Source organism: Laspinema palackyanum D2c, from assembly GCF_025370875.1.
GTDB classification, from domain to species: Bacteria; Cyanobacteriota; Cyanobacteriia; order Cyanobacteriales; family Laspinemataceae; genus Laspinema; species Laspinema palackyanum.
The window spans coordinates 1-25,401 of sequence record NZ_JAMXFD010000002.1 but is presented as its reverse complement, the minus strand read 5'-3'; the positions used below and the strand labels follow the sequence as shown (position 1 = coordinate 25,401).

Below are 25,401 nucleotides of genomic sequence, written 5' to 3'. Positions count from 1 at the left end.
TATGTACGAGAAACTGACTCCCCCGACGACTGGCGATCGCGTCACTTTTGAAAATGGTGAACCCATTGTTCCCGATAACCCGATTATCCCCTTCATTCGCGGCGATGGGACGGGAGTTGATATTTGGCCCGCTTCTCAAAAAGCGATCGATGCTGCGGTAGAAGCGGCTTACGGGGGCAAACGTAAAATTAGCTGGTTCAAAATCTACGCCGGTGATGAAGCCTGCGAAAAGTACGGCACTTATCAATATTTGCCCGAGGATACCAACAAGGCGATCGCAGAATATGGCATCGCCATCAAAGGCCCCTTAACCACCCCGATCGGTGGCGGCATCCGTTCCCTGAATGTGGCCCTGCGCCAAATTCACGACCTCTATGCCTGCGTCCGACCCTGCAAATATTATCCCGGAACCCCCTCCCCTCACAAACACCCCGAACAACTGGATGTGATTGTCTATCGGGAAAATACCGAAGATATTTATCTGGGAATTGAGTGGCGTGCGGGTACGGAAATGTGCGAGAAATTAATTGATATTCTCAATACTCAATTGATTCCCCAAACCCCAGAACATGGGAAAAAACAAATTCGCATGGATTCCGGCATCGGCATTAAACCCATTAGCAAAACCAACTCCCAGCGTCTGGTTCGCCGTGCGATTAAACACGCCTTACGCTTGCCCAAAGCCAAGCAGATGGTGACTTTGGTCCATAAGGGCAATATTATGAAGTACACCGAAGGGGCCTTCCGGGACTGGGGTTATGAACTGGCAACTACGGAGTTTCGCAATGAGTGCGTCACGGAACGGGAATCCTGGATTTTGAGCAATAAGGAGAAAAATCCGGACCTGAGTATTGAAGAGAATGCTCGTCAGATTGACCCGGGTTATGATGCGCTGACGGAAGAAAAACGGGCGGTGGTTTGCGAGGAAGTGAAGCAGGTGCTTGATAGCATTTGGGAGACTCACGGCGATCGCAAGTGGAAAGAGAAAATTATGGTCAATGACCGAATTGCCGACAGTATCTTCCAGCAAATCCAAACTCGACCGGATGAGTATTCCATTCTGGCGACGATGAATTTAAACGGCGACTATCTCTCCGATGCGGCAGCGGCGATCGTGGGTGGATTAGGCATGGGACCCGGGGCCAATATTGGCGACCAATGTGCTATTTTTGAGGCCACCCACGGCACCGCACCCAAACACGCCGGGCTCGATCGCATCAATCCCGGTTCCGTCATCCTCTCTGGCGTCATGATGTTGGAATATATGGGATGGCAAGAAGCCGCTGACTTGATTAAAAAAGGCATTGGGGGCGCTATTTCTAACCGCGAGGTCACCTACGACTTAGCCCGCTTAATGGAACCCCCGGTGGAAAAACCCCTCAAGTGTTCCGAGTTTGCCGAGGCGATTATTAAACATTTCGACGATTAGACCTCGGACCCCCGCTAAAAATCCCCCCTGATTTTCAGGGGGGAATCTCTTCGGATAAAACCAGAAATTTTTGAGTGAAAGCTGGTGACAGGAGTCGAACCCGCGACCCACGCATTACAAGTGCGTTGCTCTACCAACTGAGCTACACCAGCATGAGTTTTTACTTTACCAAAGTTCCGAGCAGTTTTGCAACCCCTCTACGGGAATTTTTTAAAAGGGATAAAACAGTTCGGTTATAATCCCCATATCTCTCCACAGACTCGGGGACATGATGCGAACAGTTAAGAGGCCTAACCCACGGCTCTATTCAACAGCCGCTTAAGCTGTAACCCTCGGGGACAGCAGTCTCTGTTCTAGTCCCTGTTCGTGGATTTAACTGCTCCGGGACATTCTGTAAATATCATAATCACCATGAAATTTCCCTTATCCTGGCAATACAATGAGTTCCAACAGGTCGGCAAAGACTATGGTATTCCCACGGAAGTGGAGGTGTATGACTCCAGTCATGCGGACTTCCGAGATATTGAGAAAGAAAGCAATGCCGTCCTTGATTTACTTGCTCTAAAGACGAACGATGTAGTCATCGATTTTGGGGCAGGGACCGGCACTTTTGCGATTCAAGCGGCTATTCGGGGGGTTCAGGTTTATGCGGTGGATATTTCCCCGACCATGTTGGAATATGCGAAAACCAAAGCGGCTAAAGCGGGGGTCTCAAATATTACCTTTTGTCATGGGGGATTTCTGTCCTACGACCATCCCGATGAATCAGTAGATGCGATTACAACAACTTTTGCATTCCATCATCTGCCTGACTTTTGGAAAGGAATTGCTTTAGGGCGGATGAATCGGATGCTCAAACCGGGGGGGCAGTTTTATATTCATGATGTGATTATCCATGAGCATCATTCCCTTGATAATATCGCCGCTTTTATTGAAAAACAGGCCGCAGCCGGGGGCGATTTTCTGCGAGAAGATGCCGAAGGACATTTCCAGGATGAATATTCCACTTATGACTGGATTTTTGAGGGATTGTTATCCCGCAATGGTTTTAGTATCCAGCATCAAAGTAATGAGGATGGGGTGATGGGAACCTATTTATGCCGCAAGAGGGTAACCCCCGCATAATGGAGAAAAACCCGACGGCAGATAAAATCTCAGTACGGGGAAAGAGGTCACCTGGGGATCGGACTCGATAGACTCAGAGGGTAGAGTCAGAATCGGAGGAACCCCATCCCATGAATCAGCCCATCATTACTCTATTATTATTTGGCCTGTTACTCATTGCCGTCCTTTCTCCCTTTGGTGCATTATCGGCTTTGATGCTAGTTGTGCTAGGGACAGGCTTGCTCTGGACCCTGTGGAGTCTATTTCAGGCATTTTTGAGGGACCCTTCTGAGAATCCGGGTTCTTCGGGAAAGTAAGGGGGTTTTAAGCAGGGGTGGAGATTTGTAATTGCTGATAAGCCAGTTGAGCCCGAGCACGGACCACTAACTCTTCATCGGATTTGGCTCGATCGCGTAACTGGGTCAATAATGGCTCCAACCAACTCGGCGCATGGGACCCCGCTGCGGTGGCCAGTCCTTGCATTCCCACAACTCCGGCATAGCGCACTACCCATTCTGGATCTTGCAGCACTTCCAGCAGGGTTTGATACACTTTCTCTTGGGCCGTCGCTCGGTCCTCGGGCTCCATGTTGTCCCAGAGGATATTTCCTAAGCCGCTTGCGGCGGCACGACGCACGCTCAGAGCAAAGTCATGGGCGGCAGTATCTAAGAGTAACTCTAATCCCCGGGGGTCACCAATTTTGGCTAAAGCGCGTAGGGCCCAGGCTCTCGCGCCATAATTGAACCCATCCAGTTGTTTCAAGAGGGGGACCACGGCAAGTTCCCCGAGAGCAATCAGTCCCTCTACTCCGGCAACGGCGGCACCGGGGTTATTGAAACCGAGGGCTTCGATTAAGGTGGGAATGGCTTCGGGCGATCGCGCTTGGGCTAATTTCCATAAGGCTATTGTTAAACGTTCTGCGGAGTCTGCCTCTTCAACGGCTTTAATCAGTGGGGTGATTTCGGCATTTTCAGTCATGAGCACTGTGGGATTGCTGTTTTATTAAAAAGGGTTAATTTTAATCGGTACAAAAGTTAAAGGAGTAGGGTGGGCATTGCCTCCTGAGCTCTGAGCGCTGAGTTTGTCGAAGCCTGTCCTGAGCTTGTCGAAGGGCGTCGAAGAGTCGAAGGGCCTACAATTGCTGTCCGGTCCCCTCCCCTGTGTCTTGGGGAGGGTTAGGGTGGGGTCCCTCTGGGGCCATCGCCTACAACAGACTATCCATCAGATTCATCACCTCAATCAACTCTGGGGATAAATCTGGGGCAGCATCAGGTTCGGGCAGGGTCAGATGATGCTCAATGAGTCCTTTGAGGGCAATCAATTTGATGCTATTTTCCGCCAAGGTTTGAGAAATGGCTTTGGCGGCGGGTAAATAGGCGATCGCCCCCAAATCTAATAAGGCCGATCGCCGCAGTTGCAAATCTTTTCCCTGCAAGGCTTGGATTAAGCGTTCTGCATACCGCCCTTCCCCAGTCAGTTGATACATCGCCCGGGCGGCAGAATATTGCACCCGAGGAAACGAATGATCGAGAAAGGGTTGAATCAGGGGAATCGCTTCTGTGGCTTGCAGGGTTCCCAAGGCTTCTAAAATCGTATCGTAGGGTTGGGTGAGGTGGGGTTTTCCCGGCACCTGGACCGCTGCGGTGAGGCCCCCGGCGAGTAATTGCATCAGGGCAGGAATGGCGCTGCGATCGCCAAGTCGTTCCAAACTCTCTGCTGCCGCTTCCCGGACATAATAATCAGAGCAATCTAAGCAGTCAATTAGGGCAGGAACGGCGCGATCGTCCCCGACTTTTCCCAAGGCGCGGGCAGCATTGCGTCGCAGGGGGAAACCACCCGCCTCGGTTTTATCCCGATCCTCGGATAGCAAATCCAGCAAAGCATCGATCGCCGCTGGTTCGCGCACTCCAAATCGGCCAATCCACCAAGCGGCGTAGTAGCGCAAGCTCAAGTCTTCGTGGCGCAAATTGGCGATCGCCACTTCTACAGTTAAAGTCTCACCGTCCCCTGCTGGAGGGGACGGTGAGCCTGAGTCAAGATTGTCCCACATTAGTTACAAACCGGGTTGGGCTAACAGGTAAGAATTTCTAACCTATTCACCCTCTCCTTCCATGTGAACGTTCAGGGGGTGAATGCTGACAATTTTTCCACCCAGACGGGTAATCCGCTGCATTTCTTCGTTCATGCGGTTGTAGGGAACCGTGATAAATACACTGCCACTCTTGCGGATCGAGTAGTTGCTCTGATCGCTTTCTTCGTTTTGACGCAATCCGGTCACTTCATACCGAAAGAAACGATTGCCTGCGCTGGTATTGGATTGATTGAACCCGGCAACTTGTCCTAACATTTGATTTAACTAGCTCCTTTGGTGTATATTAACTGGGTTAACCCACAGGCGATCGCCTTGAAGCTGATCCAAGATTTAATCTGGAATATTTCACCCGTGCCCTGGGAAATATTTCTCAAGGATTAATCCGGTAGCGCTCATAGCAATTTGTCGCCTGTGGGCTGTCGTCTGAGAGTTTATCCTAAATTAGGCAGTCGTGATGCTGGCGATTTTTCCGCCTTGCTTCACGATTTGCTGAATTTTCGTGGATAAGCTCTCGAAAGGAACGATGTAGGTTTGGCAACTACGACGGACGCCGGTTTGGCGCAGTCCGGTGACTTCGATGCGAAACACTTCGCCATCTTTTCCAAATCCAACAAACGCACCACCGAGGCAGGTTGCGGGAGCGGAATCGAGAGAAGGACGGTAGGACCAGCCATCAGAACTACCCGAGGGAGCAACAATCGTATTGGTTTGATTTTTGCCCAGTTCGCGAATCAACCGAGATTTGCTACCTTCGAGTTGGGCGCGATCGCTGTTGGCGTAACCGCGATAAAGGCGGAACATCCGGTTAAACCCAACGGTTTTTTGACCATTTTGGGTCGCAAATCCCCGATAGTAGGGTACGATATTGTCCCCAAAGTTGGTTTCATATTCCGGAGAATCGATGTAAGAATCGATTTCTGCATCAAACCCTTGGGTTTCATACAGATCCAGGTGATAAATCACCTCAGTTTCATCATAAGGAGCGCGTCCCAACAGATGTTTATAATTGAGTTCGATGACGCGGGTTTGGAAATTGGGGTAAAGAAACTTTTCTTTGTACAGTTCTGATTTAGCAACAGCGCGGACGAAATCCCGCACGGTCATTTTGCCATTTTTCAGCAGCGATTCGGCACTGTTCAGGCGCTGGGATTTCATCACATAATCGTTACCGAGTACCTGGCGGTAAACGCTGCGAATCACTGCTTCGATATCTTCTTCACTGCTATTTTGACGCAGTTCTACCCGGCCTGTATCTTCATAGGGGGTCGTTCCCAAACGGGATGCTGCTGTTGTAATTGCCATCTAAACTATCTCCCAAAAAAAAGTTTTTACTGTTGTGATTTTAGATGTGCTTTATCTTTAGACCATCCAAAATCTTGGTGCTGCGATCGGTAATTAAGGGGTTTTTCCCCTTCAATAAATACAAAGATGCCCGGACAGGTAAACAGAGACTAGCCTGCTGCCAGCACCCGCCTACCTCCCCGGACATCTCACCTTTTACCGTTCTAAGCAATCAGACAGATGCGAGAAAACTGCATCAATTAGCTCAGGGCATTGATTGCGTAGTCGATGTAGGTGTTAGCTTCAACAGCAGCTTGTCCGCTGAGGCCATGATTGCTCTTGATGTACTTGAGGGCTTCAACGTACCAGCTGGGGGACAAATCAAAGGTGCTGTTGATTTCATCCAAACCAGCAATCAGATACTCATCCATCGGGCCGGTGCCACCTGCAACTAAGCAGTAGGTGACCATGCGGAGGTAGTAGCTGATATCACGAGAGCACTTTTGCTTACCAGTTTCGGTGGAAGCATAGTTCGGGCCCTGCATGGTTTGGGTGTAGGGGAACTTGTTGTAGACAGCTTGTGCAGCGCCTTCGGTCAAGCGTTGGGCGTTGCTGGTTAAAGCACGAGCTGCTTCCATGCTGGCTTGAGCGCGTTTGAAGCGACCATCAACAGCTTGCAGTTCGGAGTTGCCCAGGAAACGGCCTTGAGCGTCAGCAGAAGAAATTGCTTCAGTAATTGGGGTTTTCATCGTTGCAGTATCTCCCTAGGGTTGTACTAATTTTTCGTTCTTTGGTTTTTAGGTTTTAAGGACTCGGCGCAATGGCTAGATCCTTAAAAAAATAAAGTAGTTTGGGTTTTTAGTCGGAATATATCAGACTAGGAAACCGCAGAAGCTGCGCGATCGAAGTAGCCAGCGATTTCAGACATCAAAGCGCTGCAATCACCAGGAGTGATACCTGCGGGATCGTTGGCAATGCGGATAGCGGCATCTTTCATTTTTTGAACGCCAGTGGCAACGGAACCACCGGGAACACCCAGGGCTTGGTAAGTTTCACGAAGACCATTCAAGCAGCGATCGTCTAACACGCTGGCATCACCGGCGATGACTGCGTAGGTGACGTAGCGCAGGATGATTTCCATGTCGCGTAAGCAAGCTGCCATACGGCGGTTGGTGTAAGCATTTCCACCGGGTTGGATCAGCTGGGGTTGCTCAGAAAACAGAGAACGAGCGGCTTCAGAAACGATTTGAGAAGCGTTGCTGGTGATCCGGTTAACGGTATCCAAGCGTTTGTTACCTTCTTTGACCATGTTGGTCAGAGCATCTAATTGGGCGGTGCTCAGGAATTCGCCACGTGCGTCTGCTTGCGAAACAACTTTTGCAAATGCGTCTAGCATGTACTCAATCTCCTTTATTTATTGGCTTGCTTTGGGCTTCAATCCAGTTTAGTTGACCCCGTTCAAGCTAAAAAGCTTGTTAGGTTCCGAACTAACCCCAGCTACAACACTACAACAATTTCGTTTGTTTCTGTTAAAGCTGGACTCGAAGTTTGTGGCTGGCCCCTACTGGGGCTTCGTCACCCGCTTTCGAGAAATCTTAGAAAATATTAGCAGAAGTATGAGAAACTTGAAAACCGTCTTTAATCAATATTCAGGTTAACTTTTTTCGTTTCTCAACCCCTTCAGGTTACCTTTATACACTGCCTTTGTCACCAAAATCATTACGAAATGTTAAGTTTTTTTATTTTTGTCCAAATTGAGCAAATATACTCAACGATTTAAGCCGTCTGAGTCTCTCAAATACTTGGAAATTCCGGGGCTATCCGAAGTTAGCATAACTTCTAAAACCTTTGCCAGCAGGGGTTTATGGCATAGGAAGCAGCAATTGCCCCCGGGTGGTAAAAATCACCCCCTTCAGATTCTAAGGAACATCTATACCAATTGATAGATGCGCGGAATGAAACTTTACCAGTGCCAAGGGGGATGGGATATTTGTGCCTTTCTTTAGGTAGAGGAGCGCCCCCAGAGGTAGGGCCTAGGGCGATCGCCTTTCTCAAGCATCGGCACCCTCTTGTGAAACTTGGTCAGGACTTCCGCATTTGGGGACGGAAAACGCTAAATGTAGAGGTGATTAGCTCCTGATGCCTCTACATTTAACGTTCAATCTGACAAATTATGCAAACCATTTTCCTCCCGAGGGTGATTAATGGGGTTGATCCGACGAGGATTAAGGGCCATCAATTAGGGCTCGGGGTCACCATTGATGGGTGTATGGGTTTAGGGTGAACCGAGAACAAATCCCCTTCAAGGGAAGTCATGAATTGAAACCCGATAATCGGTCTTAATCTCGGTTAACAAGGTTTTGAAAGTCACCCGTCACCCGTCTGCGATCGCCGGTTGAAATTCCTTCCCTCTTAGAGAAAGTTTTACGTTGAGTAAAGTAGGCGGGGGTTAAGTTACCTTGAGCATTTTTTCTGGGGGCTACTGTTTTCCAAACAGGGAGGCTTTAATTCAAACCTCAATCCAATATTAATTTTCAAAAGATAAAATTATTTCTAATATAAGCCGGAAAATTTTCCCGATCTGAGAATCTCCTTGGGAATACATACACAAAAGAGTTGTTTATTGACTTGACTCTAAATTATCCCTCTTGTCCACTTGCCAAATTGATTTAGGGTGAATTGTTTCCCTGGGACTATTTAATGATTAATGGACAAGATTGAACCCAGAAAAGAGCTTGACGACTTAATATCAGTTCTAATTCATGAAATTTTTTACAATTAAATTTGAATAAATTTTGATTTTTTCTCAAGTTTTAATTCATTTTTGTTGGAATTACACTAGATAGGCAAAAGCTTTTCAAGGGTTCGGGGATGATGTTAAGATTGGGCAATTGGCACTTTGCGGATTTTAGGTAATTAATTTTAGAGGGCTTTTCCTAGCAACTAACTAAAGGGGGTTTTATAAATTGATAATCATCCACCAAATGGAACTCCAAAATAGCATGAATTGATTTTAACTAAAACTCCAGAAGAAGGTAATCAAATAATGAAGCGAGAAAAAGAGCTGGCAAAATTACGGGAAATTACGGAGAATACGATAGAAGATGTAGTGGGAAAAATGTGGATAGTGGGGAAAAGCTTTCCAGATATTGCCCAGTCTTTAATTCTGAGCGAAGCGGAAGTGAAAGATGCTTTGCTGCGATATCAGCATCGATTTGAACGGGGCGATCGCACTTGAAGACGACTCGACCTAAATCTGAAGAAGTCTTGAGGAAAGATTCAACTGGGAACCGCTAATGGGGACGAGTCTGTGCCAACTGAACATCAGGGCAGAATTTAACTACAATTTATTAGCCTGGAGGGAATGCGATCGCCACGGGGGTTTTATCCTGGGGGAGAACCCAAGGGAATTTGGGGTCAGATCCAGTCAGTCGCCAGCCTCAACGCCAGGAATCGGTTCAAAAGCACAGAGTAACCCGTCCAGGGGAATGTGAACATAGGGGCCAGGAGTCGGCTGAGGAGAAAAAGGAGTCAACCCCTAGGGATAAAGCGGCAGACGGTTCAAAAGAGGGGTGGCACAACCGGCAACCGGCTTAAAAATTGAAACCGAATCATTTTGATACCGGATCATTGCTAATCTTTAATGGAGGTGTAAGAAGTGGCTTCGACGGATGACCTTTCCCACAAGCCAACTGGGTTAACCCATCGGCAAAGAATAGCAAGGCAAAAATCAGGCCACCTCGATGGGTTCCGCTACTACTGCAGCTAGAGGGTCAAGTAACCGAGGAAATTGCCAATAAGTTGGCAAGACCCTACAGTTAGGAATGATAACTGCAAGTTATAGTGTTGTTGAGACCTGCAGTCAGAATATAGGGTAATGTAGCTTCTGTGAGTTATTGCCTGAATCCCAAATGTCCCCATCCTAATGACCCAGCCAATGCGAACCAGGTCAAATGCGTTCACTGTGGCTGCGATATACTCCTGCAAGGACGGTATCGGATCATCAAACCCCTTGGCGGGGGAGGTTTTGGTAAAACTTTTGAAGTGGATGACCAAGGCACCATCAAGGTCCTGAAAGTATTGCTTCAAAACCACGAAAAGGCGGTAGAGCTTTTTCAACAAGAAGCTGATGTACTCAAACGGATCAACCATCCGGGGATTCCTAAAGTAGAGCCCGATGCTTACTTTTTTATCACGCCTCCGGGGGAGGAGGAACCGATCCACTGCTTAATTATGGAAAAAATCAGTGGGTTGAACCTGCGGGATTGGATGAAAAAGCGGGGAAATCGGCCCGTCACCCAAAGCCAAGCCATTGATTGGTTAAAACAAATGGTGGAGATTCTCGATCGCGTCCACCAACAAAACTTTTTCCATCGAGATATCAAGCCCCTCAACATCATGATTCGCTTGAATGGACAAGTGGTGTTGATTGACTTTGGGGCCGCCCGGGAAGTCACGAATACCTACTTTGCGAAAGTGGGGCAGGGTCAAAACATTACCGGGATTGTATCTCCGGGCTATACGCCACCGGAACAAGCCAATGGGAAGGCGGTACCGCAATCGGATTTTTATGCTTTAGGGCGGACCCTAGTCTTTTTACTAACCGCGAAACCGCCTACTGCCTTCTCGGAAAATCCTCGGACGGGAAAACTGGTCTGGCGCAATAGTGCACCGCAGATTTCCAAGTCTTTTGGGGATGTGATTGATTACTTAATGGCCCCTTTTCCGGGAAAGCGGCCTCAAAGTGCTCAGGCTATTTTGCAATGTCTGGCAGAGGTGGACTTAACGCCGCCCAACGGTGAAGTTGGGGAGGCCAACACTGCAATTGGAACTTCTAGGACTCGGGGAAATTATAATACAGCTTCCCATTTAAACTCGAAATCAACCTCTACAGAATCGAGAAAGCTGCGATCGCAATATAAACCCGTTTACCCGGCGAAAGATAGCGGTAAAAGCCAATATGTCAAAAAACCGGGCAAAAAACCCTGGATTTCGGCGATCGCCATCTTATTCGTCCTCCTGGCGACCTCTCAAGTCTATGGCTATTGGCGATATGGATTATTTCCCGCCAATCCCGTCGGACTCCTGGTAAATATCCCGAGCAGTCTATTTTTAAGAAGAAGTATCCGGGAAGTGGGTCAAGTTCAGTCCATCGCCATGAGTCAGGTTCCCGGCGCGGCCAGTCAATCCCAAGGGGGAACCCTTGCCAGCGGAAGTTTTGGCACGATCCGCATCTGGAATCTCAACAGTGGCGACTTGCTGCACACCATTGCTGCTCATAAGGACTGGGTCAGGACCCTCGCCGTGAGTCCCAATGGTCAAACCCTCGCCAGTGGTTCCGCTGACAAGACTATTCGATTATGGAACATGAATAATGGGTCCCGAATGCTCACCATTGCTGGACCCGGGGCGCATTGGGGTCCCGTGAATACCCTGGCTTTTACTCCCGATGGTCAGCGGTTAGCCAGTGGATCCGATGATAATACGATTAAGATTTGGGATATCAGAAGCGGAACTCGCCTTCGCACGATTCAGACAGGATCTGCGGTGAATGCGATCGTCTTTACTCCCGATGGCCGCCGAATTATTAGTGCTGCCAATGACAATACGGTAAAAATTTGGGATTTAGCCACCGGCGCGAGATTGTTAACCCTGCGAGGTCATGCTCATCCCGTTCTTTCGCTGGCTATTAGTCCCGATGGTAACACCCTCGTCAGTGGCAGTCGGGACAATACCATTGCAGTTTGGGATCTCAGAACCGGAGAAAGACGTGATCAACTCAGGGGAGATTCCAGTTGGGTGAGATCCGTGGCGATCGGTCCCGATGGCAACCTTTTGGCAAGTAGTGGTGGCTCCATTGAAATTTGGAATTTAGCCACCGGAACCCGGCGACATCAGCTTACGGGTCATTCTAGTTATGTCAGTGGAATTGCGATAACCCCCGATGGTAAAACCCTCTTGAGTGGTTCTCCAGATGAAACGATTAAAATTTGGCGTATGCCATCGGTGAGTCAACCTTAAAAGGCAACTCCTGTCAGGGCATCCCAAACCAGAGTCTTCCTCATTTTTTTGCGATCGCCCAACCCTATGAAACTAGAAAATAAAAAAGGCTTGCATCTGATTTTTCAACTCAAAGGCTCGGTCATTCCCACCATTTTACCTCCGGTTCTATGTAGTGGTTTATTTGGCTTAATTGTCTCTATTTTATATCGCTTGGGTTATCCCGTCTCTTGGCCCGTCTTAGAGGGAGTGGTTCCCACCATTGTCCTTGGTTTATTGTTAGTCTTTAGAACCAATACCGCTTATGATCGCTTTTGGGAAGGCCGAAAAGCCTGGGGAAACCTTGTTAACTCTGTTCGCAACTTTTCTCGGCACATTTTGGTGGAAATTTGCGAAAATCATCCCGCAGATGCCACCGAAAAAGCTAATCATTTGCGGTTGTTAGTTGCCTTTGCGGTTGCTACCAAATTACACTTAAGGAATGAACGCATCAATGACGAATTAAAAGGGTTAGTCTCTCCAGAACAGTATGACAAGCTCACCCGGATGAATCACCCTCCTCTGGAAATTGCCTTTTGGCTTGGAGATTACCTACAAAAACAATATCGTCTTAATAAACTCAATATTTATCAACTCACCACCATGCTAAATCTTTTAGATACAATGGTGGATACCTTGGGTTCAACGGAACGGATTTTAAAAACCCCGATGCCTGTAGCTTATGCTATCCATTTGAAACAGCTTCTACTCATCTATTGTCTGGCGCTGCCCTTTCAAATTGTCAGTCACTTAGATTTATGGACCGGACCCTTTGCTGCTTTAATTAGTTTTACTTTATTAGGCATAGAAAAAATCGGCATTGAAATCGAAAATCCCTTTGGATATGATTCTAATGATTTGCCCCTCGATACCATTTGCGCCACCATGCGGGTCAATATAGAAGATTTAATCTCTTTATCTGTAACCCCTCAAAATTCGGAAAATTTGCCCCTATTCCCCGACCGTTATCAAGTCAAAGAAGACTATTAAGCTTTTATTAAAAAAATGGTTTTCTTTTTTTCCTAAGATATCAGTTATTTCTTAAGTTATTTCTTGTTCAATTGATTTTAGAAAAGACAGACATAATCTCCTCACCTTTGCACGATTAAGCCTTCACCCCATCGGTCGGGGCAATTCACGATTACCCCGACCGATGGGGTGAAGGCTTAATGATGGGAGATTATATTGCCCTCAAATGCCCACTAAACAAGCCGGAAAATGAAGGGATAGCGGTAAATCAAAGTTGGGTCTGAGAGAACCTTCACGATCGCCACAATCGGCAGAATAAAACTGGCTGCTAATAAAATAAACAGGAGGGGAAACCCAATCAGCACAAAACTCAAGAGGCCAAAGATGAGGCTATAGAGATAAATATTCAGATGAAAATTGATAGATTCTCGGGCATTGCCTTTAACCACCGGATCCTCAGACAGAAACAAAATGGCGATCGGCAATCCGACGGAAAGAAGTGTAGCACTCAAAAAAATGGCACCATGAGACAAAACCGATAATAACTTCCGTTTATCTGAATCGTACATAAAAATTCCTCCACTGTTGCCGATCGCCTGCTTCTCAAGTTATAACACGCGGAAAATAAAAGGATACTGGAAGGGTCGGTCTGGATTTCCGAACACCTTCAACAACGCAACCCCCGTCAATCCCCAATGGAGAATAAACCCGGCTGGAGCCAGAATAAATCCCAACAAGCCAAAGGTCAGAAAACTTAGGGCCAAAATCACCGAACCCCAAGCCCAGACATTCAGATGAAAATTGATAGATTCTTTGGCATTATCTTTCACCACCGGGTCATCGGATACAAATAAAATCGCCAGAGGGATACCAATAGACACCAAGGTTGTGCTCAAAAAAATTGCCCCATGAGACAGCAGGGATAAAAGCTTCCGTTTGTCTGCATCGTACATGACTTCAACTCCTTATTATGATTAAACTTCTGTGAAAAATCCCTAGGGATAATATGCGATCGCCACCTATCCCGGATGAGTTTGCTTCTTAATCTATCTTAATTTTGCAACAGCCCCATTGATCCGAGGGGGGGAATCTTCCCCCTATTCTATTGATGATGTCCACACCCCTCAAGACAGTTGACAAACCGAGCAAGGTATCGCATCTGACTGAGATCGACCTCGGGAAAACTCCCGGGTGCCAAAAACTCTCGGACCCTGGGACCCTAGGCTATCCCCCACAGATCCGGGGTGCGAATGATTTAGACTGGCTATAGAGCATTTAAGAATCGAGACTGAACAATCCCCCACCTTCTCGATTCTGACTGTCTAGTTCTCGTTGAACCTCTGGGTTCATCTACCAATTGCGAATCGATGGCTATGGAACACTCGGATCTCCAAACAGGGTTGGCAGCACTCAAAAAAAAGAACTATAAAATGGCGATCGCCATTTTAGAACGGGTGTGCGCGCAAGAACTCCATCAACCCACCGTTGAGCGGGCTACGATGGGGTTGGTAATGGCCTACAAAGGGAACCGCACTCACTCTAAAGCCGTTGCCTTATGTCAAACCTTGACCGCATCAGACAGTCCCAAGGTCAAAGACTGGGCAGTGCGGACCCTGGCTCAGTTGAATCAATCTTCGCCCTCCTCACCCGGGTCCCAACCCCAAACCCCGAAAACGGTCAATCGCCCCGGCAGTCCACCCGCCCCCCTCGGAGGAGATCCCACCGGATTTGTGCCCTTAGAGCCATCATCTTCAGAACCGGCTCAATCCGCTCCCCTCACTCGTCCAAACTCCCCAGAGATCATTTCCCCCCTGTCCCCAGGAAATTCCACGGGATTTGTCCCCCTAGAACCGTCCCAAACTAAACCTGCGCCCCGGTCCCTGGGCAATCCACCACCCCTGCCGCCACCGATGCCACCCAGACCCCCGAGCGGGGCCACCCCTCGGACAGGAGTCAGTCCCTTAACTCCAGCCTCATCGCCACCGGCACCACCGATGCCCCCCAGACCCCCGCTTCCCCGGGGGGATTCTCCAGAAGTCCTCCCCTTAGAAGCCGATAGCGATGGGATAGATTATTTAACTCCATCCACAAACAAGGCTGATTCCCCTTCGGCAAAGGCATTGCAGGAGGGACAACCCTCCCCGACTCCACAACCTCGGCAATGGCGTCAGGCGGGACGGGCGCAAAACTGGAGAAAACTTAAACCCGTCAAACCGACCTATCTATGGTTTGCCCAACTTGGCAGTGCGATCGCCCTGTTTTGGGTGCTGTGGATTGTCATGAATTGGGGAATGGCAGCCACGAATGACCTCTTCCATCGACTCCCCCTGTTGTGGCCGATCCAAAGTTTTTATCGGGACCAAACTTGGACCTTGGTAGGCATCCTCGTCCTGTTGCTCGTTGCCTCGCCCTGGTTGCTGGATTTACTGCTGCGCTTCGCTTATGGCATGGAAAAACTCCCGCCGCCGAAACTGGGTAACTACAGTCCAGAGGCCCGTAAATTGCTATCCCGGTTTAGTTTGGAGCGCAAGCAACCACCCCTCTCCCTGGGGGTCATTCCCACCCCTGCACCGATCGCCATGACCTATGGTTTTGCTCCTCGGTTTGCCAGAATTGTGGTCAGTCAAGGGTTGTTAGAGCAATTAGAGGATGATGAAATTGCCGCAATTTATGCCGGTGAGTTAGGACATTTAGAAAATTGGGATTTTCCCCTGATGTCGTTGACGGTGTTACTCTGTCAACTTCCTTATGTGGTCTATTGGCAGGTGTCCCGGGATGGGGATAAGTGGTTGGACTCTCAGGAGTGGTTTGGCAAGGTAATGTTAGGGACCGCAGGGGTAATTTCCGCGATCGCCTATGGGTTTTACTGGGTGCTGCGTTGGCCGGTTTTATGGCTGTCGCGCTTGCGGTTTTATTACAGCGATCGCGCCTCTGCCTCTTTAACGGGTAATCCCAATGGTCTAACTCGCGCTTTACTAAAAATGGCAATTGGGATTGCCCAGGATGTGGAGAAACAGGGTCACACCAGTTTTGTCCTGGAAGGATTCGATTTACTCTCGCCAGTCGGCTATGTGCAAGGGATGACTTTGGGAAGTTGTTCTGCATATCATTCTTGGGAAAATCTCCTACAGTGGGACCGCCACAATGCCTACAAAAAATGGTTGACGGTTCCCCAATCTCATCCGCCTTTAGGCGATCGCCTCACCCTGTTGGATTTATATGCGCGGTTTTGGAAGCTGGATGCGGAGTTGGATTTTGCCAGGGATGGCGCAGTGGCCCCGGCAAAACCTCCCCGTTTGATGCTCAAACGCCTGTTATTACAAGGTGCACCCTATTTTGGTCTTCCCCTAGGGTTACTCGCCGGGTTGATGCTGTGGGCATTTGGCGCAGTGGCGGTGAACTTGGGTTTTGTGGCCTTGGATTGGGTTTGGGGCGATCGCTCGATTCTCCAGGGTTCTTTATTAATAGGAGTAAGTCTGGGTATTGTTCTGCGGATCAATGCCTTTTTCCCAGACATTACCTCTAAAAATATCCGCACGAATCCCACATTGCCCGATCTCCTCACGGATCCCGATGCCATTCCTGTGGATAGTTTACCCATTGGTTTGGAGGGACAACTCCTCGGACGGCGTGGAATTAGCAATTGGCTAGCGCAGGATTTAATTTTGCACTCCCCCACTGGATTGGTGAAGCTGCACTGCGCCTCGACTCTAGGGGTTTTTGGGTATCTCTGGCTATTAATAAAGCGTCCTAGCGATTTCGTGGGACAGGCAATTTCGGCAGTCGGCTGGTTCCGTCGGGGTGCGACTCCCTGGATTGATCTGGACCGATTTACCACCGCAAACGGCAAAACTCACGCCAGTGCTCATCCAATCTGGTCTACGATTTTGGCCGGAGTGGCCTTACTTTTAGGCGTTTACTGGATGTCTCAGGGGGGGAGCTAGGACCAAGTTAAAGCCCGGTCTCAGAATCGGTCCGGAATTTGTTACAATTCTTAATGAAACCCGTCCATCCTGGCACTCATCTGGAAAAAATACTCGTTTCACCGTGGATCAAGGCTCTGGTGCAGGTCAGGGTTGACGCCTTCCCATCCCGGGAAACAGGACCCGGTCCAACAGAAGGGCGGGTTTTCCCTGGGGATTGAGAAAAAGTTAAAACAGGCAATAAAATGGGCGGTTCATGGGGAAAATATTTGACAGTGATCCGCTAATGGTAAAATTTATAGTCGGGAAATCAAAAAAATTTGAGCCAACTACTAGCTCACCTGCATAAGCTGTGATATTTTTAAGATTGGCTCGATTAAGGCCAAAAAAAAGTAATGGGATGGGAGATAATCACCCATTTCTGTTAGAGTGAGTAAGAGAGCGCCCATATTGAGAAACGCATCAACTTTACACTTGAGCCGTTTGAAGTTTACATAGGTGGTATTAAGGAGAACGGTAGTATGCTCATCGGTGGTTTGGAAGCCCCGGATAGAGGATATGTTTCCTAAAGCAGATTTTTATCAAAAGCAGAAGAAAGGAATCCTGAAAGATCCAATGCCCTCCCTAAAATTTCACCAAATTGTTACAAGCGTTCGAGGCAATGTATTGGCGCGTATTTTTTTCGATAGGGTATGCCTGGGGTTGGGTGAGCAACAGTGAACCAATTGATAAAAGCCAAGCCGTTACTTTTACCCTTGTGCGATCAAAGGGTAATGAGAGGACAGGAAAGCTCTCGCTTTAAGTGGTTAACGACGAAGCCCCCAACAAACGGAGCGAGTCAAAAAAGAAGGTTTTGTATTTAATTGATTTTCCAAAAGATAGGAGGTATCTCAAATGTCGATTCGTCTTTATATAGGTAATCTGCCAAAAGAAGTCGATCGCAAAGAACTGCAAGACGTCTTTGCTGAAGCCGGTGATTCTGTGACCACTAAAGTCATTACCGATCGCAAGACGGGCAAGTGTCGGGGGTTCGGATTCGTCACAGTAAAGAATGACGAGCAAGCCGACGAATTTATCGAAAAATTCAACGGTTATATGTTCCAAGATACCCCTTTGAAGATTGAAAAGGCATTGCCTCGCAAGAAAGGGAAAGGTGACGAGGAACAAGAAGGCGCACCCACTTCGGAAACTGGGGAGGCAACTGCAACCCCCACTCCAACTCCCACACCCGTCGCAGCTAAGGTGGCTAAACCCACCACCGGAGGCGGTGGAGGCGGTGCTCGCGGTAACAAGTCGAAACGCTCAACGGGCAGCAGCAGCAGCAGCAGCAGCAGTGGCAGCCAAGATTCGGATTCGGTACAACCGGATCCCCGTTGGGCTGGGGAATTAGAAAAGCTCAAACAAATGTTGGCGGCTCAAGCCAGCAACTCCTAACTCAATGGAATTTCCCACTAAATCGGCATTCCGGTGACGGGTTAGAGGGGGAAAAAATCCAATGGATTGTTTTTCTTCAAATATTTCCGCGATCGCAGAAGAGGCGATCGCGGTTCTTTTTTCAATTTGTAGAAGTCATGCCCGGGAATTCTCTCAATCCAATTACCCTAGGAAATTTTGTCACAACAACAGCAAACGGGTTTTTATCCTGTATAATCCGGGTCATCCATAAAAAAAGAAGCGATCGCTGCTTCCCTAAGAGGCTTTAGACATCATTAAATCCCATCGCGCAAAGGGCTGTTGCTGGAGGTGCGCCTCCGGACGAGCTAAACCAAATCCTTGGCCAAAATCTACCCCCAACTCCTGGCAAAATTGGATATCCTGAAGAGTTTCTAAGCCTTCTGCTAAAACCAGAATTCCCTCGGAATGAGCCGAAGAAAGCAAACTCTTGATTAAAGTCTGTTTGAGGGTAAACTGGCTACAGCCTTGGACCAAACGGCGGTCTAATTTAACAATATCGGGTTTGAGTTCCATTGCATAGTGATCCACAGAGACACAACCACACAGATCATCCACAGCAATTCCAAATCCCCAGGCGCGCATCCGTTCAATTAGCTGGGGGAGTTTTTCAGTTTGTGCCAAAACTTCTACTTCGGTTAACTCAAAAATGATTTGTTCCGGACGTAATCCTAAGTCGATAATTTGTTGTAAATTCTGGGATAGGGATTCCGGATTTTGAATAATGGCATTGGGTAACAGGTTCACAAAAAACTGGCGATCGCTCTTAACCTCGGCAATGGATTCGATGCAAGTTGTCCGCGCCAGTTCATCAAATTCTTTCGATAAATCCGTGGCGATCGCCGCTTCAATTAACATTCCCCCACTGTAGCACTGTCCAGAATCCCCCAGGGCGCGAGCCAGACATTCATAAGCGGTAATCTGACCCGATTTCAGACAAAAAATGGGTTGATATTTAAAAAATAGCCCTTGTTGGAGCAGCAGTCTCAAAAACCACGCATATTTGATGGAACTGGTCACTGAAATCAACGGCTGTGCTTTCAGAAATTCCAAAAGGAGATGGGTTGAGTCTAAGGATATTTGGGTGACACAGAACCGAGAGGCGCTTTGAGCCATCTCTGCAAGCTGGTTGCTCAATTGCCAGAATATTTCCTTCAGTTGGCTCTTGGTGACGGTGCGATAAAGCAGCAGAGGGACTGCCGGAACCGGCTGAAATCCAAGGTTAGTTAGACAGGTTCGAGTGTCCGGGTCATTGGGCTGAATCAGCAGTTTGGGCCTTTCGCTTAAGAGAGTCATAGAGCACATAGTTTTTTAAATCTTTAATATTTGTTAAGAAATTTATATTTCTTGGAATCTATGATAATGCCTATCCGCTGGAAAATCTCGTAACCTGACTTTAGGGTTCCGTTTAGGCTAATCCTTAAACAGGGGTTCAGGCGAGGGAAATCAATCGGTTCGCGCTGAACGAAGGATCAAGAATTGAGTGGAGATCGGATAAAAAGATGTTCAGTCCCTATTCTCTTGATATCAACCGATTTTCCGGCTTTTGTCATCTCCCTCCAGAGGTAAATGAAGGAAACCGGGCTATGCCTCGATTGTGGGAACGAATGAGGCTGATCCGAAAGGATAGTCAAATGTTCTTTCCAAAATGTCGCCACAAAAAATGGAAGTTTGCCGACTGAGGCGAAACTTCCATTTTTGCGGTCAATTGATGGCGGGGTTGCGATCGCTTCGGAATGCGATCGCCGAAAATCTCTATCTAAACCAGGTTTCCTTACAGAACTTGCGCCCTCAGCCATGCTAAAGGCAAAGAGATCATCTTGCGATAACGGGGGACGACCGCCCGCTGACGAAATACATCGTATTCGTTGCGCTCGATCGCATCGAGAATTTGACTGTAAAGCATCGTCGCGGACCAGACGGGCCAACGAGCATCGGGATTCAGGGCGAGAATGCCCTTTTCTGCCTTGACATAGAACTTGCGGGCGCGTTGAATTTGAAAGCGCATCAGTTGCTGCCATCGCTCATCGACGACCCCGTTCAAGAGGTCCTCTTCAGTGTAGTCAAACAAAGCCAGTTCATCCAGAGGCAGATAAATCCGACCTCGACGCGCATCTTCCCCCACATCCCGCAGGATATTGGTCAGTTGATTGGCAATGCCGAGGGCGACTGCCTCCTCTGATGGATCCGAAGGTTCCTCAGTCTCCCAAGGAGAGGACCGGACCACGGGCGCAATTCCCATCACCGGCAAGGACATTAAGCCCACGGTCCCGGCTACGCGGTAGCAGTACAGTTCAAGGTCCTCAAAGGTTTGATAGCGACTGCGGTACAGATCCATGCGCTGGCCGGAAATCATATCCCGAAAGGGCTGAATATCCAGGGAAAAGCGTTCCACGGTATCGACCATCGCCACATCAGTATCTTCGATCGCCTCTCCAGCAAAGATCGATTCGAGGTAACCCTCCCACAGATCTAAGGTTTCTGGGGTGGTAAACCTTGCCCCAGGTCCATCCACCAATTCATCTGTGCGACGGCACCAAGCGTAGATCGCCCAAATAGCCCGCCGTTTCGCTTCTGGCATCAACAGCGTACCCAGATAAAAGGTGCGGGCATATTTCGCTGTAATTTGGCGACAGAGCTCATAAGCGTCGTCTAAGGAAGCCAGCGTTTTCATGCGTGGTTGTTCGGACAGTTGCAGCATTGGTTGCAAGCGGGGAGCGTCTTTAGATGCCAGAATTCTGGGTTGGGAATTCAGGGATTTTGAGTTGTAGGCCACTACTAATATCTAAATTCTAAAATTATTAATTCTGGGACTGACGGCTCGCAATGGCCTGCGCTGTCAGCTTACCAGAAAGTACGGCTCCTTCCATACTGGCAAGATAACGTTGCATGGTGTAATCGCCCGTCAGATAGAAATTGGGAATCGGTGTGATTTGGGAGGGACGGTAATTTTGGCGTCCGGGAGTTGCTTTGTACACCGATCGCGGCGTCTTGACGACGTGATATTTTAATAATTTAGCCGGTTTGTTACCACAAAAGCGCTCGGGAAATAGATTTTCCAGTTCTTTCAGGGTAGCGGTGACAATTTCTTCATCGGTTTTGGAAATCCAGTCCTTCGCCGGGGCCAGGACTAATTCCAACATGGAGCGATCGGGATTGGCATATTCCCGGCAGGTGTTGCTCATGTCCGCATAGACGCTCAGTAAGGGCGATCGCGAAAACAGCAAGTGATCGATATCCGTAAGTTTACAGTCAAACCACAGATGCACGTTAATCACCGGCACCCCTTCTAACTCCTTGAGTTGCTGGAAATATTCCATTTCCCACCAGGATGGCGGTAACATCACTTTTAGAGGGTCCACGGGCATCGCCGAGACGTAAATATCTGCGGTCAAGACTTCATCCGGTTTTCCCTCCAAACCTCGGACCTCAAATCCCCGGACTGCACCTTGTTCGTCGAGCAAAAACTCTTTAATGGGCGCGTTTAACCGGACCTCACCCCCGCGATCGGTAATGTGGTCCACGATGGGTTGACAGAGCCGTTCTGTCGGGGATCCATCTAAAAACGCCATTTTTGAGCCGTTTTTCTCTTGCAAAAACCGATTCAGTGCTGTCAGCAGGATTGTTGCAGAAATTTCATCGGGGTTGATGAAGTTGAGCGCCTTAGACATGGCGATGAAGACTTCTTTTTCGACCCGAGGTGGGATATTTTTTCGCTTCAGCCATTCGGAGAAGGAATATTTATCCATCTCTTCGACATATTTCTGCCCCTGCACCATTGCTGGGATCAGGCCGATGCCAAACTGAATTTTCTCCGGCCAGGTTAGCATATCGTTATTCCGCAAGATTGCCATCACCCCATTGAGAGGGGCGGGCAGATCCGGGAAGTCAAACCGGGAGTAGGTTCCTGGGGCCTCCGGCTGGTTGAAGATCATGGTATGTTCTTTCCATTGCAGCCGGTCTTCGATGCCTAATTCTCCAAAGAGTTGCAACATATTGGGATAGGCACCAAAAAAAATGTGCAGTCCGGTTTCGTACCAGTCCCCGTCTGCATCTTTCCATGCTGCTACTTTCCCCCCAAGGACGTCCCGGCGTTCCAGGACTATGGGGGTATGACCCATGTCGCTCAGATATTTCGCGCAGGAAAGTCCTGCTAAACCCGCTCCTGCGATCGCCACGCGCATTTGTTAATAATCCCCTCGTTGAGATTCTTTAAGATAGTGTTAAGTTTTTTGAGTTGCCTCTCATTATACCTTTGCAAACTGTTACATTTTCTTTTTTTACCCTCGTTTCTGGAAAATAAAATTCCACCCGACCCTGGGCGATCGCCGATCGCACCCTCTAATCCCCTCGGGCAAAGGAGATAACTTCTTGTTAATTGAGGATCAACACTCTTTTCCCCAAGAACACCACCCTGGGTTATATCGGATCAAATCACAGATTGACAATTCTATCTTGTTTAAATGTTATTGAAAAGGGCCAACCCATCTCCCGAGATCACAGTCAGAAGATCAGAGTCAGAGCTGCACATATCAGGCCCAGTCTAGATCTCGCCCAGACTCCCAACATTTGCAGAATTCCTGGCTTAAGAACGGCTTAAATTCCGATCGCCCGGTGGTTGATGGCCCTAAAATCAATGATATAATCGGCGATTGATTCTGTTTACGGATGTCATGAGCCGGAAATCTGACCCAATCAAGGGGAATAGGTCCAGACAACTCGGGTTTAAGCAGTCGAGGCATTTTTCACGCCCGATTCTATGAACCCCTCAGAAGAGTAGTCTTGACTCTGTATTCAACAGAATTTGGCGATCGCACTGAGCTTGGCCCGTGCGATGATAGAGATCCTTATAGGTGTTGACGAACCATAATGTAGGGAAGCGATCGCAAATAGGCAGAGGGTTGCTCATGCCAGTTCTAGCCTTGGCGATTCCCACCCCAACGGTCTAGTCACCCTCTAGCCCAGTTGTCACAAGCAATCCAGTCAGAACTGAGGCTGATCCAGTACCAGCACTCTCTCCGGTAGGGATGCCCTCCCCAGGGCAAATTCCCTGTCCGATCAACCGTTCACGAAGTGGTGCATCCTCTCAATCGACCCGTCAGGTTTGGATAGATCAGAGCAATATCAAGGAGTAGCGATCAGGACAATCTCATGAGATGACCATTTATGACCCTAGAGAATAACCATTATTATCAACTTGTTAAGTTTTATGGGTTTACTTTTAATAATTCAGTCACCTTGCCAACAACATTTTGGCATTAAAAGAACGATGAATTATACGCCAAACCTTTAAAACCAAAAATTACGGAGGGAGCGATGAGTATAATTCTAATTGTGGATGATAGCGGTACAGTCCGCGAAATGGTATCAGAGTTTCTGAAAAAAAGCGGATTGGAAGTGGTTGAAGCATCCGACGGAGTAGAAGCCAAAGAACAAATTCAGGCCAAGCCTCCCGATTTAGTAGTCACGGATATTGTCATGCCCAGAATGAACGGTTATGAACTTTGTCGATGGTTAAAAAACGATCCAAAAGCCCAGAATATTCCCGTGATCATGTGTACGAGCAAAAGTCAAGAGTTTGATCGGTATTGGGGGATGAAACAAGGGGCGGATGCCTACATCACGAAACCTTTTCGTCCAGCAGAACTGATTCAAACGATTAAACAACTCTTGCGTTGAGACTACCCTGGGGTCGCGGGGGTGGAGTCGTCATCAGCAAACCACTGCCCTCGAACAATCGAGGGCAGGACCCTATTTTTTTGTCCCGTGACCCACCCGTAGGGTCCCTTCCGGGAACGGTTCTCTCCCGGGCGGGAAGAGAGGGGCCTTAAATCCGGTGACGGAGCCCGAGTCTCCCGAGGAGGGCGGGTGATATATATCAACTCTCAAAAGAGCGATCGCACTTTTTGACACAACTCCCGCGATCGTCTTTTCCGTTCATCCTAAAAATATCAGGAAGATTGTACTCTTTATACTCCATACGGTACTGATAAGTCTATAAAAACCAGCGGCGTCAATCTGTATTTGTAGGGGCTTCGATGTGCAGGCCCCACGGGGCCTGCACATCGAAGCCCCTACTATAAGTTGTTATAGACCTTTAAATACCGAATTCCGTATTATATATAAATATCATATACTAATAGCCACAAAAATAGGGGTGCAGTAAATGCACCCCTAAGAAAAGATTACAAACAATCAGGATTTAGACATCCTTTACACCTGAATTAAATCCCTTGAGTACCAAAGGTGCCGGTGTTGTTATAGTAATCGAGAGCCGCGTTAATTTCATTGCCATTGCGTACTCCCGCAATATCGCCAGACCAGGCGTCAGATTTGGCATGGATAGCTCCACCGTTAAATACGTTTCCGTCTCCCTTGAGATCGCCACTTTCATCGGCAGTGTAAGATTGCATCCACTTAATGGCATCGTTCATATCGCCGATCGGAGCGGGGTTAACTGCCAAGAAGTTCAGCCAAGAGGCAACCATCGAGCGACCGAGGATAAAGCGAACGTCCTGATCATCTTTTTTGCTGGCATCGACCAGTTTATGAGCTTCTTCTAAGGAGTAGAAGAGGGTGTTTTCACCGTTATCGGTTTTGCCATTGCGGTTATAGTCGCCGATGAGAAGACCGGTGGTTGTTTGTCCAGTGACGGGATCGGTAGTAGCTTTTGTATAAGGAGCGAGCAACACATCACCCCCGGCAAAGTTTTCTCGGCCTACGAAAGTATGATCGTTGCTGGCATTGCCGTCCCACGCTTGCTTCCAATTTTTCCAGAAGCCCGGGGTCCGTGCTCCGGCAATGGGGACACCATGATAGGAACTCCCATCAAGGTCAGTTTCGATCGCAGTCGTGCCTAAGTCATCAGTGAAGGAACCTGTGACTGTACCGATGTTTTCGTAAGCACCCTTGATCGCAGTTCCGCTGGCCTTGTAGACCCAGGTTTCGCCAATATCCAGAATACTATCACCGTTGAGATCGCCATCAATGACACCATTTTTGTCTTGATCTACAGCGATCGGAGTCACTCCCGGGCTGAAGGGGTGACAAGAAGGCCAAAAGGCTTACCCCTTGTCGGTTTGGGCCATTTGTAGTATAAGAAAAAGAGGTCA

The 25,401-nt window shown here is 48.3% G+C and carries 22 protein-coding genes and 1 tRNA gene; 9 read left to right on the top strand and 14 right to left on the bottom strand.

The features are described from left to right. The first annotated feature begins 1 nt into the window (after position 1). The gene (locus NG795_RS02925; RefSeq protein WP_367287177.1) at positions 2-1,429 is read left to right on the top strand and encodes an NADP-dependent isocitrate dehydrogenase; all 1,428 of its coding nucleotides are present in this window, start codon (positions 2-4) and stop codon (positions 1,427-1,429) included. 79 nt (positions 1,430-1,508) lie between these two features. Here the strand turns inward: NG795_RS02925 and NG795_RS02920 are convergent. Further along, a tRNA-Thr gene (locus NG795_RS02920) sits at positions 1,509-1,581 on the bottom strand. A 259-nt stretch (positions 1,582-1,840) separates the two neighbouring features. On the opposite strand from NG795_RS02920, the gene NG795_RS02915 reads away from it, so the two are divergent. Beyond that, a complete protein-coding gene (locus tag NG795_RS02915; protein ID WP_367287176.1) occupies positions 1,841-2,554 on the top strand; it encodes a class I SAM-dependent methyltransferase in 714 nt (237 codons plus the stop codon). A gap of 110 nt (positions 2,555-2,664) precedes the next feature. Next, positions 2,665-2,850, top strand: coding sequence for a hypothetical protein (locus tag NG795_RS02910; RefSeq protein ID WP_367287175.1), 186 nt, complete (start codon positions 2,665-2,667; stop codon positions 2,848-2,850). A gap of 7 nt (positions 2,851-2,857) precedes the next feature. Here the strand turns inward: NG795_RS02910 and cpcF are convergent, their stop codons facing one another. From cpcF to cpcB, 6 genes are all read right to left on the bottom strand, one after another. After that, positions 2,858-3,511: a C-phycocyanin alpha-cysteine-84 phycocyanobilin lyase subunit CpcF gene (cpcF, locus tag NG795_RS02905; RefSeq protein ID WP_367287174.1), complete on the bottom strand. Its 654-nt coding sequence runs from the start codon at positions 3,509-3,511 to the stop codon at positions 2,858-2,860. Between the two features lie 226 nt (positions 3,512-3,737). Beyond that, positions 3,738-4,583: a C-phycocyanin alpha-cysteine-84 phycocyanobilin lyase subunit CpcE gene (gene cpcE / locus NG795_RS02900; RefSeq protein ID WP_367287173.1), complete on the bottom strand. Its 846-nt coding sequence runs from the start codon at positions 4,581-4,583 to the stop codon at positions 3,738-3,740. Positions 4,584-4,625: 42 nt separating this feature from the next. After that, entirely contained in the window at positions 4,626-4,880 is a 255-nt protein-coding gene (gene cpcD, locus NG795_RS02895) for a rod-capping linker protein CpcD (RefSeq protein WP_367287172.1), read from the bottom strand. A gap of 186 nt (positions 4,881-5,066) precedes the next feature. Then, the gene (locus NG795_RS02890) at positions 5,067-5,927 is read right to left on the bottom strand and encodes a phycobilisome rod-core linker polypeptide (protein WP_367287171.1); all 861 of its coding nucleotides are present in this window, start codon (positions 5,925-5,927) and stop codon (positions 5,067-5,069) included. Between the two features lie 239 nt (positions 5,928-6,166). After that, positions 6,167-6,655: a C-phycocyanin subunit alpha gene (cpcA, locus tag NG795_RS02885; RefSeq protein WP_367287170.1), complete on the bottom strand. Its 489-nt coding sequence runs from the start codon at positions 6,653-6,655 to the stop codon at positions 6,167-6,169. A 128-nt stretch (positions 6,656-6,783) separates the two neighbouring features. Next, a complete protein-coding gene (gene cpcB, locus NG795_RS02880) occupies positions 6,784-7,302 on the bottom strand; it encodes a C-phycocyanin subunit beta (RefSeq protein ID WP_367287169.1) in 519 nt (172 codons plus the stop codon). Between the two features lie 1,650 nt (positions 7,303-8,952). On the opposite strand from cpcB, the gene NG795_RS02875 reads away from it, so the two are divergent. The 3 genes from NG795_RS02875 to NG795_RS02865 all read left to right on the top strand — a co-directional run bounded on the left by NG795_RS02875 (position 8,953) and on the right by NG795_RS02865 (position 12,935). Continuing rightward, on the top strand, positions 8,953-9,144 hold the full coding sequence (locus tag NG795_RS02875; protein ID WP_367287168.1) for a hypothetical protein: 192 nt from the start codon (positions 8,953-8,955) through the stop codon (positions 9,142-9,144). Positions 9,145-9,794: 650 nt separating this feature from the next. Continuing rightward, a complete protein-coding gene (locus NG795_RS02870) occupies positions 9,795-11,927 on the top strand; it encodes a protein kinase domain-containing protein (RefSeq protein ID WP_367287167.1) in 2,133 nt (710 codons plus the stop codon). 66 nt (positions 11,928-11,993) lie between these two features. After that, positions 11,994-12,935: a bestrophin family protein gene (locus tag NG795_RS02865; protein ID WP_367287166.1), complete on the top strand. Its 942-nt coding sequence runs from the start codon at positions 11,994-11,996 to the stop codon at positions 12,933-12,935. A gap of 212 nt (positions 12,936-13,147) precedes the next feature. Here NG795_RS02865 and NG795_RS02860 read toward each other — a convergent pair whose 3' ends face one another. Continuing rightward, the gene (locus tag NG795_RS02860) at positions 13,148-13,483 is read right to left on the bottom strand and encodes a DUF4870 domain-containing protein (protein WP_367287165.1); all 336 of its coding nucleotides are present in this window, start codon (positions 13,481-13,483) and stop codon (positions 13,148-13,150) included. Positions 13,484-13,522: 39 nt separating this feature from the next. Continuing rightward, positions 13,523-13,867, bottom strand: a complete 345-nt coding sequence (locus tag NG795_RS02855) for a DUF4870 domain-containing protein (RefSeq protein ID WP_367287164.1) — start codon at positions 13,865-13,867, stop codon at positions 13,523-13,525. A 420-nt stretch (positions 13,868-14,287) separates the two neighbouring features. On the opposite strand from NG795_RS02855, the gene NG795_RS02850 reads away from it, so the two are divergent. Together NG795_RS02850 and NG795_RS02845 are read left to right on the top strand one after the other, a co-directional pair. Continuing rightward, complete coding sequence (locus NG795_RS02850) at positions 14,288-16,858, top strand: M48 family metalloprotease (RefSeq protein ID WP_367287163.1); 2,571 nt, start codon at positions 14,288-14,290, stop codon at positions 16,856-16,858. Between the two features lie 873 nt (positions 16,859-17,731). Then, positions 17,732-18,271, top strand: a complete 540-nt coding sequence (locus tag NG795_RS02845; protein ID WP_367287162.1) for an RNA recognition motif domain-containing protein — start codon at positions 17,732-17,734, stop codon at positions 18,269-18,271. 255 nt (positions 18,272-18,526) lie between these two features. On the opposite strand, the gene NG795_RS02840 is transcribed toward NG795_RS02845, so the two are convergent. The 4 genes from NG795_RS02840 to NG795_RS02825 all read right to left on the bottom strand — a co-directional run bounded on the left by NG795_RS02840 (position 18,527) and on the right by NG795_RS02825 (position 23,198). After that, positions 18,527-19,594: an EAL domain-containing protein gene (locus NG795_RS02840; RefSeq protein WP_367287161.1), complete on the bottom strand. Its 1,068-nt coding sequence runs from the start codon at positions 19,592-19,594 to the stop codon at positions 18,527-18,529. Between the two features lie 469 nt (positions 19,595-20,063). Continuing rightward, complete coding sequence (crtB, locus tag NG795_RS02835) at positions 20,064-20,990, bottom strand: 15-cis-phytoene synthase CrtB (RefSeq protein WP_367287160.1); 927 nt, start codon at positions 20,988-20,990, stop codon at positions 20,064-20,066. A gap of 100 nt (positions 20,991-21,090) precedes the next feature. Then, positions 21,091-22,473 (bottom strand): 15-cis-phytoene desaturase, encoded by a 1,383-nt coding sequence (gene pds, locus NG795_RS02830; protein WP_367287159.1) that lies wholly within the window; start codon positions 22,471-22,473, stop codon positions 21,091-21,093. 584 nt (positions 22,474-23,057) lie between these two features. Continuing rightward, positions 23,058-23,198: a hypothetical protein gene (locus NG795_RS02825; RefSeq protein ID WP_367287158.1), complete on the bottom strand. Its 141-nt coding sequence runs from the start codon at positions 23,196-23,198 to the stop codon at positions 23,058-23,060. A gap of 407 nt (positions 23,199-23,605) precedes the next feature. Here NG795_RS02825 and NG795_RS02820 point away from each other — a divergent pair, with 407 nt between their 5' ends. Beyond that, positions 23,606-23,968: a response regulator transcription factor gene (locus NG795_RS02820; protein WP_367287157.1), complete on the top strand. Its 363-nt coding sequence runs from the start codon at positions 23,606-23,608 to the stop codon at positions 23,966-23,968. Positions 23,969-24,513: 545 nt separating this feature from the next. Here the strand turns inward: NG795_RS02820 and NG795_RS02815 are convergent. Then, positions 24,514-25,317, bottom strand: coding sequence for a hypothetical protein (locus NG795_RS02815; RefSeq protein WP_367287156.1), 804 nt, complete (start codon positions 25,315-25,317; stop codon positions 24,514-24,516). Positions 25,318-25,401 lie beyond the last annotated feature (84 nt).